The sequence below is a fragment of the Lactobacillus sp. A27 genome, assembly GCF_016742815.1.
Classification (GTDB): domain Bacteria; phylum Bacillota; class Bacilli; order Lactobacillales; family Lactobacillaceae; genus Lactobacillus; species Lactobacillus gallinarum.
In genome coordinates, this window is the sequence record NZ_JAEHNT010000011.1 from 34870 (window position 1) to 42594 (window position 7725).

Sequence of the window (7725 nt, forward strand, 5' to 3'; positions counted from 1 at the left end):
GAGTATTCAAAATCCGAATATTAAGTGATGAACGTTGATATCACAGCAAATATAAAATAAATATCAGAACAATGGCCATAAATATAAATAATATAATTCGTATTTTATATTGAAATCTAGCATTTATTCTGTTATACCTATTTATGTGATGAAACCTATTAATTAATTTTTTGGAGGAATTTCAAGTTTATGAAGTTTAAAAAAGTATTAGTTGGAGCTTTAGCAGTTTTAGCTACTGTTTCACTTGCGGCATGTTCGAACAATCAAAAGAGTAGTTCATCTTCATCAAATGAACCAAAAGAATTGAATGTCGAATTCGTACCAAGTACTCAAGCTAACAAGATGGAAGCTAAGGCCAAGCCACTTGGAACGCTTTTACAAAAGCAATTGCATATTCCAGTTCACGTAACAGTTTCTACAGACTACAGTGGTTTGGTTGAAGCTATGTCATCTAAGAAAGTTGACGTTGGTTTCATGCCACCATATTCTTACATCCTTGCTCATAAACGCGGAATTGCGGACGTACTTTTACAAGCTGAACGTTACGGCTATGATGAACCATCTGGTAAGATGAACCACACTTTGATGCACAAATACCGCGGTATGATCGTGGTTAAGAAGGGTTCTAAAATCAAGTCATGGAAGGACCTTAAAGGTAAAAAGATTGCTATCGGTGATCCAAGTTCTTCATCCGGTTACGTTTACCCAGTTGCAGAACTTTACAAGAAGGGCTTAAATGTTACTAAGGAATGTAAGCTTGTTAACATCAAAGGTGATGATCAAGAAGTTCTTTCAGTATTGAACGGTGACGTTGATGCTGCATTCGTCTTCTCAGATGCACGTAACATCGCAGCTCAAGACGATAAGAAGGCAATGACTGACGTTGTGCCAATCTACTTCACTAAGTGGATTCCTAACGACACCATCGCAGTTAGAAAAGACATGCCTAAGAAGTTTAGAGCTAAACTTTCTAAGGCATTCAAGAACATTGCTAAGTCTAAGAAGGGTAAGCAAATCATTGAAAGTATTTACAACCATTATGGCTATGTAAGTGCCAAAGACTCAGACTTCGATGGCTTGCGTCAATACCAAAAGATTGTTAACAAAGCTACTGGCGGCAGTAGTAATAATAACTAAAGTTGATTATTAAAAAGACCTGCTTTTTTAAAAGCAGGTTATTTTTTTGCCCAAAGCTATGTGATATCGGTTAAAATATAAGTAACAATCAAAGGAGAAAGATTATGAAAATTGCTGTTTTAACCGATAGCTCAGCTTACTTAACTAAAGAGCAACAAGAAAAGTATCATATCGATGTTTTGCCAATTCCAATTATGTGGGGCGATAAGACTTACCGTGATATGATCGATATTGGCTATGAAGAATTTTATAAAAAATTGGCTGATGAAAGTGAATTACCTTCAACTTCACAGCCATCAATCGGTAATTTACAAAAGAAGATTGATGAATATGTCCAAGAGGGCTACACCGATGTGATTGTAATTACCTTATCTAGTGGTATTTCAAGCTACTATTCTACTGTGCATAGTATCGCTGAAGCCGAAACTAGAATTAAGGTCCATCCTTTTGATAGCAAAATTACGTGTGCTGGTGAGGCAGATTATGCTATCCTTGCAGGACGCCTTGTCGCAGCCGGAGCAGACGTTGATTTAATCATGCATGATTTAACTGACTTGCAGAAAACAATGGATGTGCGCTTTATGGTGGACGATTTAAGCCACTTGAAGCGTACGGGCCGTCTTTCTAATGCAGCTAGTTTTGTAGGTGCTTTATTAAAAATCAAGCCGATTCTTTCAATGGATGTGCAAGCTGAAGGACACATTTCCGCAATTGCTAAAGAACGTCAAACCAAGCGAGCTTATAAGCATATCCAAACAGATTTTGATAATTTAACTAAGAATATGCCATATAAGATTCAATGCACGATTTTTGATTCGCTTGATCCAGATAAAAAAGCGGAGTGGGTCAAGGATTATCAAGCTAAGTTCCCTAAGTATGAATTCAATACTAGCATCATTGGCCCAGTCGTTGGAGTGCACGTTGGACAAGGAACTATGGCGATGATTTGGTGTCGTGAGTTGGATGATTATTTTGATGAAAATGGTCAACCCATCAAAGGAATTGACTCAAAAGAAGTCGTAGATAATGCGTAAGTAAAGAAATTTAATTACATATGCATGAAAGCCTTTACACATAAGGGCTTTTTTCTTTATAATAGGTGCAGCACAAAACTATTTGGAGATAAAAATTTTTACGAAAAGGATGAGAATATGTCAGATAAGAAATATGTCGGCAGTATTGAAGCCGGTGGTACTAAATTTATCGTAGCAGTACAAGATGTTGAAACTGGTAAGGAAGTCGCAAGAGACCGTATTCCTACTACCACCAATAAGGAAACCTTGGAAAAGACTGCAGAGTTCTTTAAAAAGCACCCAGTTGATGCATTAGGCATTGGTACTTTTGGTCCAATTGATATTAATCCTAAGTCAAAAACTTATGGTTATATTTTGGATACGCCAAAGCCAGGTTGGTCAGGTACTAATGTTAAGGGCTTCTTTGAAAAAGAATTAGGTATTCCTGTAGTAATGACAACTGACGTTAATGCATCATGCTATGGTGAATATGTTGCGCGCGGCCGTGACGATTCTAAGAGTTACTTCTATGCAACTGTAGGTACTGGTGTGGGTGCCGGTATCGTTCAAGGTGGAAAGATGCTTGGGCTTAACAACCACCCTGAAATGGGACACATGCTTGTCCGTCGCTACCCAGGTGATGATTATGAAGGTCACTGTCCATTTCACAATGATGCCTGTGTAGAAGGGATGGCAGCTGGTCCAAGTCTTGAAGGCAGAACTGGTATCCCAGGTGAAAAGCTTTCTCGTGATAATAAGGTCTTCACTTATTCCGCATACTACATTGCACAAATGCTCTTTAACGTTTACATGACTGCTCGTCCAGATGTGATGATCGTGGGTGGTTCTGTATTAAACGAAGACGATTTGACTAAAGTAAGAAAGTTTTTTGACGAATTTAACAACAACTATGTAGCTACTCCAGATTTAAACGAATTAATTGTTCGTCCAGCTGTAGCTAACAATGGTTCAGCTACCTTAGGCGACTTTGAATTAGCTAAGAATTTGCTCAAGTAAAAAACGAATCAAAAATAAATATGCAACAAAAAGGCTCAACTTGTTAAGAAAGACGTAAGGCGAGCCTTTTTTGACGTAATCGGATATAAATCAGTGTAATATTAAAAACATAGAAAACCTATCACATTATTTTCCCGAAAGGAGTCCTACCTATGAAAAAAACAGATAGTGGCTTAAAAGACAAGGTTATCGGAAAAGTGAAAGAGGTCGAAGGTAAAGTTACCGGCGACAAGGCTCGCGAAGTACAAGGAAAAGCTCAACAAGCTAAGGGTAAAATAAAGGAAAAGGCTAAAGAGTTAAAGGATGATCTTGAAGATCATTAAAATAGCAGTTTGTTTTATTAAACCTTACATGGAAAGAAAATAGGTGATCCTATGTTATATTGGATCTGGGTTTTAATAGTTGGTGCCATAATAGGACTAGCCGCTGGTTTCATAACTGGCAAAGGCGGGTCGATGGGCTTTATAGCTAATACGATAGCTGGGCTAGTTGGCTCAACTCTTGGACAAGCAATCTTTGGTGAATGGGGGCCAAAAATGGCTGGCATGGCAATAGTGCCGTCCATATTGGGAGCAATAATATTGGTTGCTTTGGTTTCATTCATCATGAGTATTTTCAATCGACAAACTGAATAAAAACTTAATACTAAAAAAGGACATGCACTTGCATGTCCTTTTTGTTTCATGTGAAACTTTTTTACTTTAATTTTTTGTTTTCCGCATCTTTTTCAGTCTTGAATCTAGTTTTGATTTCTTCAGGCAAAATGCTTGGAACTGAAGTGTCATAGAATTCGTAAAAGATCGGCTTCTTATTTGAGTCGTTGCTTTTTGGATATAGAGCAAAATCTGTTTCAGAAAATGGTAAGCTAATGTTTCCGCGAATTGCGTTAATAATCTCGTTGATCATGTGCAAAATATATTTTCGTGTATCAGGGGTAAGCGACATAATTACGCGGCTAAAGCGAACAGTTCCCAGTAACTTATGAGCAGTTATTTGGAAGACGTCAGTAATATTTAATTCTTCAAATGATTGAAACATAGTGTCCCACAATTCGCCTCGTTGAATATCAGGAATTGTGTGATTGAAATCAATTAGAGAATGGCGCAAAGATCTGGCTCCAGAAGTAAGACCATCAGCTAAAACGAAACTATCGCGACCAACGCTCCAGCGGCGCGGATCGTGTTGCTGAACCATAGAAGCATTGCTTTTAGTAATTAAAACTCGCTCAGGGTGATCTAACATCGCTCCAATAATAGATCCTTCAGGTAGGTATGTCTTCATTTTAGGTAGGGCACGAACAAAGCCGGGAGAACGCCATACTTCACCAAAGAAGCCGGGACCATCAAAACTGATGGCTTTAATAATGCGATCCTGCAATTCAGGTTCAACGACACTTAGAGCATATTCTGCGTAGTTGCCGCCCTTTGAATGACCAGTAAGATAAATTTTATCATTAGGAAATTCTTCGGCCATTTCTCTAAGATAATCGGTGGCGACATCTTGACCATAGATTTTAGGCATGTAATTCATAGTCATGTCTTCATTCCAGCCAATGATAGAACTATCGGTGCCGCGATAAACAATGAGAATAGTATTGGCATTTAGACGAAAAGTAGCGGCAGTAAATTGCAACGGATAAGGATCTTTTTCTAAGCGATTGGTCCAATTTAGGATTTCAACGTTGCCTAGGCGTGGACTTTTGGGTAAAAGCCAAATTTGTGCGCCTGTCTCATCGTGCATTTGTACTTGAAAAGATGGGAGAACGCGCAGTTTTTCTGCAACTTCAGCTAAAGTATGCCCCTTAGCTGATTTGTCTACTGGTAAATAAATTAAAGAAGAAAATAAAGAGGCGTCAACGCTATTAAAAGGCTTTTCTTTGAAGGTTAAGTCACCGCGCCAGCGTAAATAATCAAGAGTGCCTGACATATATATGTCCTTTCTGTATTAATATTGATGTATTTTACAGGATCTTTCTTCAAAAGAAAATCTCAAGCAGAATTGCTCGAGATTTAGTTAAGTCCACCGCGTGTGTAACTAATTCGAGTAATATCAGGATACTTGCGCAGTGCCATCACAATGTTGTTTTCATTAATTTTATTATTGATAACGCCATCGACGTAGAAGACAATACTTTCATCGCTAACATCTAGAATTTTTATATTGATGTTTTCAACTTTGTTTTCCTCAAGTTCCTTTTTTATCTTAGATAAAATATGATGCTGGTTAATGGCTTCAATTTGGATATTAAAGCGAACATGAGGTGTGATCTTGCTGATGATCACATCATCGTGGAAGAGCATTTGAATCACAAAGAGAAGGGCTGTAGAAAGAATTCCAATAAAGTACATGCCAGCCCCGATAGCCATTCCGATAGCAGCAGTTGCCCAGACACCAGCCGCGGTGGTTAAACCAGAAATTTGTTCTTTTCTAACTAAAATTGTACCGGCACCAATGAAGGAAATACCAGTAACGATTTGTGCGGCAATTCTGGAAGGATCAAGCGCAATATCGCGCATATTTAAAAGATCTGTAAATCCATACTTAGATACGATCATAAAGAGTGCAGAAGCAATTGCGACTACGATGTGTGTTCTGACTCCCGCGCTTTTTCGTTGAATAGCACGTTCATAACCAATAATCCCACCGCAAAAAGCAGCAACAATGATTCTAAGCAACCAATCTAATTCAGTTGGAATTGGTGCTAGAGTTTGCATAAAATCACTCCTTATTTCATTAAAACTACACATTCATTTTACCGTATAATCAGTGATTTGATAGTTTTGAAAACTTTTTTGAACTTTTTTGCAAAAAAGGCTTGCACAAGTCTAATTCATATGGTTTAATTAATACTGTTGTCGGGTGAGACAACGAAGAGTTGCTGACTTAGCTCAGTTGGCAGAGCACGTCACTAGTAATGATGAGGTCGGAGGTTCGAATCCTCTAGTCAGCATTAATAAATACGTTTAAAAGATCTGATTGAAAAATCAGATCTTTTTTTGTACTATAAATAAAACATTTATTAATAGCACAATTTTCTTGGAGGAGAATTATGAAAGCATGGAAAACTAGCGGATTAATTGTATTGCTGGTCTGGATAGCAATTGCAGCAATTATCTGGTTTAGGAATGTTGACGGAGCAGGAGTAGCTCAAACGGCTCAATTAAAAGAAATGACTTTGCTGATCTGGCTAATTTTTGCAATTCCTGTCATTATTGGCTATCTAATTTGGTTTATTGTTTTAAAAAGAAAGCAAGAAAATATAAACTAAGAGAAACAAAGGAATGGTCGATTGCTTTAGGGATACCGGTTGAAGAGCGTCATGGAAAACACTATGAAGATGGTGCGGTAACTCTTGACGATTTTGATTATTCAAAAACTGATGAGGTCAAGCCAGATGCGGAAAGTGGAGTTTCGCAAAAAGAATAGAAAATAAAGAAGAGCAACATGAGAAAGAATCTCGTGTTGCTCTTTTTGATCTTCATTAATCTACTGCATTACCAAATTGATGATCTTTTTTATTAAACCATTGACGGGCAAAATCGATCAAGGATTTGCTGTTGATTACTTTGATAATTCCTTGACCTAATTTTTGTGCTTTAACTTCATTAGGAAATTCTTTTTCAAAAACTTCACCTAATTCGTTGAAATCGTCATAAGAATCTAAATCTATGTTTTGATAATTTGTCCAAATCGTTTTTCCATCTTGGTCGATACTGGTTGCTGCAGAACAGGTTTCAGTTTTGCGATGAATCGTAGATTCTGCGTAGTGAAGTATTGTGCAGGTTTCGTAATCGGTACCTAAGAAAATAATTTTGCCATCGTTCTTGTACAAATAATCAAGTGGACTGTTGATCCCATATGGCAGGTTTAAAGGCTGACGTGCGGCAATTTCAGCCGCATTTTTACCCCAGATAGCAACTGGCAAATAGGGATGCGTGCTGCGAACTACATCAGGTAAATTCCTAAAGTATTCTGGCGTTATGCCCATACCTTCTGTAGCTGAGGTCCTTGGATCATATGGTGGCATATTATCTCTAACCACCTGAATTAAATCTTGACGAACGGGTGGATACTCCCAAGTTGCTGGATCACAATTCGTTGAAACCTGTGACGGCATCATTAGTGTGCCAACGGATAAAGTTTCTTCAAGTGCTCTAACAATTGTTTTAGGCCCACCGGGTAAATATTGAAACTTACTCATGGCAGTATGAACCATGCAAGAATCTGTGCTTTTAACTCCCAATTTTGCGAAAGCTTCTTTTAAATCGTTTTTTGTAACAACAGTTTCGATTAAATTTTCAGACATAATTTATTCCTTTTCTAGATAAGATGTTATTGACTTGGTCTGAAAATAATTACTCTTGTCTTAATTTCAGCATTGTTAATTTTATTCTTTTTATTACTCATCTTAATTTACCTTTCGAATAATCAATAGTGGTATTTTAACATTTTTAAATAATAGATAAAAATAACTGAAACTGTCAAATCTTTTGTGTAAATAGATCTTTCTCATAGATCGATTTTTTATTCTTTATTTAGTCAAAGTAAGATTCTAAGG

At 37.3% G+C, this 7725-nt stretch carries 9 protein-coding genes and 1 tRNA gene; 7 read left to right on the forward strand and 3 right to left on the reverse strand.

Annotation, left to right across the window (positions count from 1 at the left end; genetic code table 11):
• Nucleotides 1–189 precede the first annotated feature (189 nt).
• The 5 genes from JEM49_RS02030 (at nt 190) to JEM49_RS02050 (ending at nt 3802) form a co-directional block, all read left to right on the forward strand.
• On the forward strand, nt 190–1137 hold the full coding sequence (locus tag JEM49_RS02030; RefSeq protein ID WP_013436851.1) for a phosphate/phosphite/phosphonate ABC transporter substrate-binding protein: 948 nt from the start codon (nt 190–192) through the stop codon (nt 1135–1137).
• A 104-nt stretch (nt 1138–1241) separates the two neighbouring features.
• Nucleotides 1242–2171, forward strand: coding sequence for a DegV family protein (locus tag JEM49_RS02035; protein ID WP_201873417.1), 930 nt, complete (start codon nt 1242–1244; stop codon nt 2169–2171).
• A 117-nt stretch (nt 2172–2288) separates the two neighbouring features.
• Nucleotides 2289–3167, forward strand: coding sequence for an ROK family protein (locus JEM49_RS02040; RefSeq protein WP_098045750.1), 879 nt, complete (start codon nt 2289–2291; stop codon nt 3165–3167).
• Between the two features lie 152 nt (nt 3168–3319).
• Nucleotides 3320–3490 (forward strand): CsbD family protein, encoded by a 171-nt coding sequence (locus JEM49_RS02045; protein ID WP_201873418.1) that lies wholly within the window; start codon nt 3320–3322, stop codon nt 3488–3490.
• A gap of 51 nt (nt 3491–3541) precedes the next feature.
• Nucleotides 3542–3802, forward strand: coding sequence for a GlsB/YeaQ/YmgE family stress response membrane protein (locus JEM49_RS02050; RefSeq protein ID WP_201873419.1), 261 nt, complete (start codon nt 3542–3544; stop codon nt 3800–3802).
• Nucleotides 3803–3863: 61 nt separating this feature from the next.
• On the opposite strand, the gene JEM49_RS02055 is transcribed toward JEM49_RS02050, so the two are convergent.
• Both JEM49_RS02055 and JEM49_RS02060 read right to left on the reverse strand, forming a co-directional pair.
• On the reverse strand, nt 3864–5093 hold the full coding sequence (locus tag JEM49_RS02055) for a DUF2974 domain-containing protein (protein ID WP_098036444.1): 1230 nt from the start codon (nt 5091–5093) through the stop codon (nt 3864–3866).
• A gap of 83 nt (nt 5094–5176) precedes the next feature.
• Nucleotides 5177–5881: an MgtC/SapB family protein gene (locus tag JEM49_RS02060; RefSeq protein ID WP_201873420.1), complete on the reverse strand. Its 705-nt coding sequence runs from the start codon at nt 5879–5881 to the stop codon at nt 5177–5179.
• A gap of 163 nt (nt 5882–6044) precedes the next feature.
• Here JEM49_RS02060 and JEM49_RS02065 point away from each other — a divergent pair.
• Nucleotides 6045–6117: transfer RNA gene (locus JEM49_RS02065), tRNA-Thr, on the forward strand.
• A 99-nt stretch (nt 6118–6216) separates the two neighbouring features.
• Entirely contained in the window at nt 6217–6435 is a 219-nt protein-coding gene (locus JEM49_RS02070) for a DUF3923 family protein (protein WP_098036433.1), read from the forward strand.
• A 213-nt stretch (nt 6436–6648) separates the two neighbouring features.
• Here JEM49_RS02070 and JEM49_RS02075 read toward each other — a convergent pair whose 3' ends face one another.
• Nucleotides 6649–7473, reverse strand: a complete 825-nt coding sequence (locus JEM49_RS02075; protein WP_098036432.1) for an aminoglycoside N(3)-acetyltransferase — start codon at nt 7471–7473, stop codon at nt 6649–6651.
• Between the last annotated feature and the right edge of the window lie 252 nt (nt 7474–7725).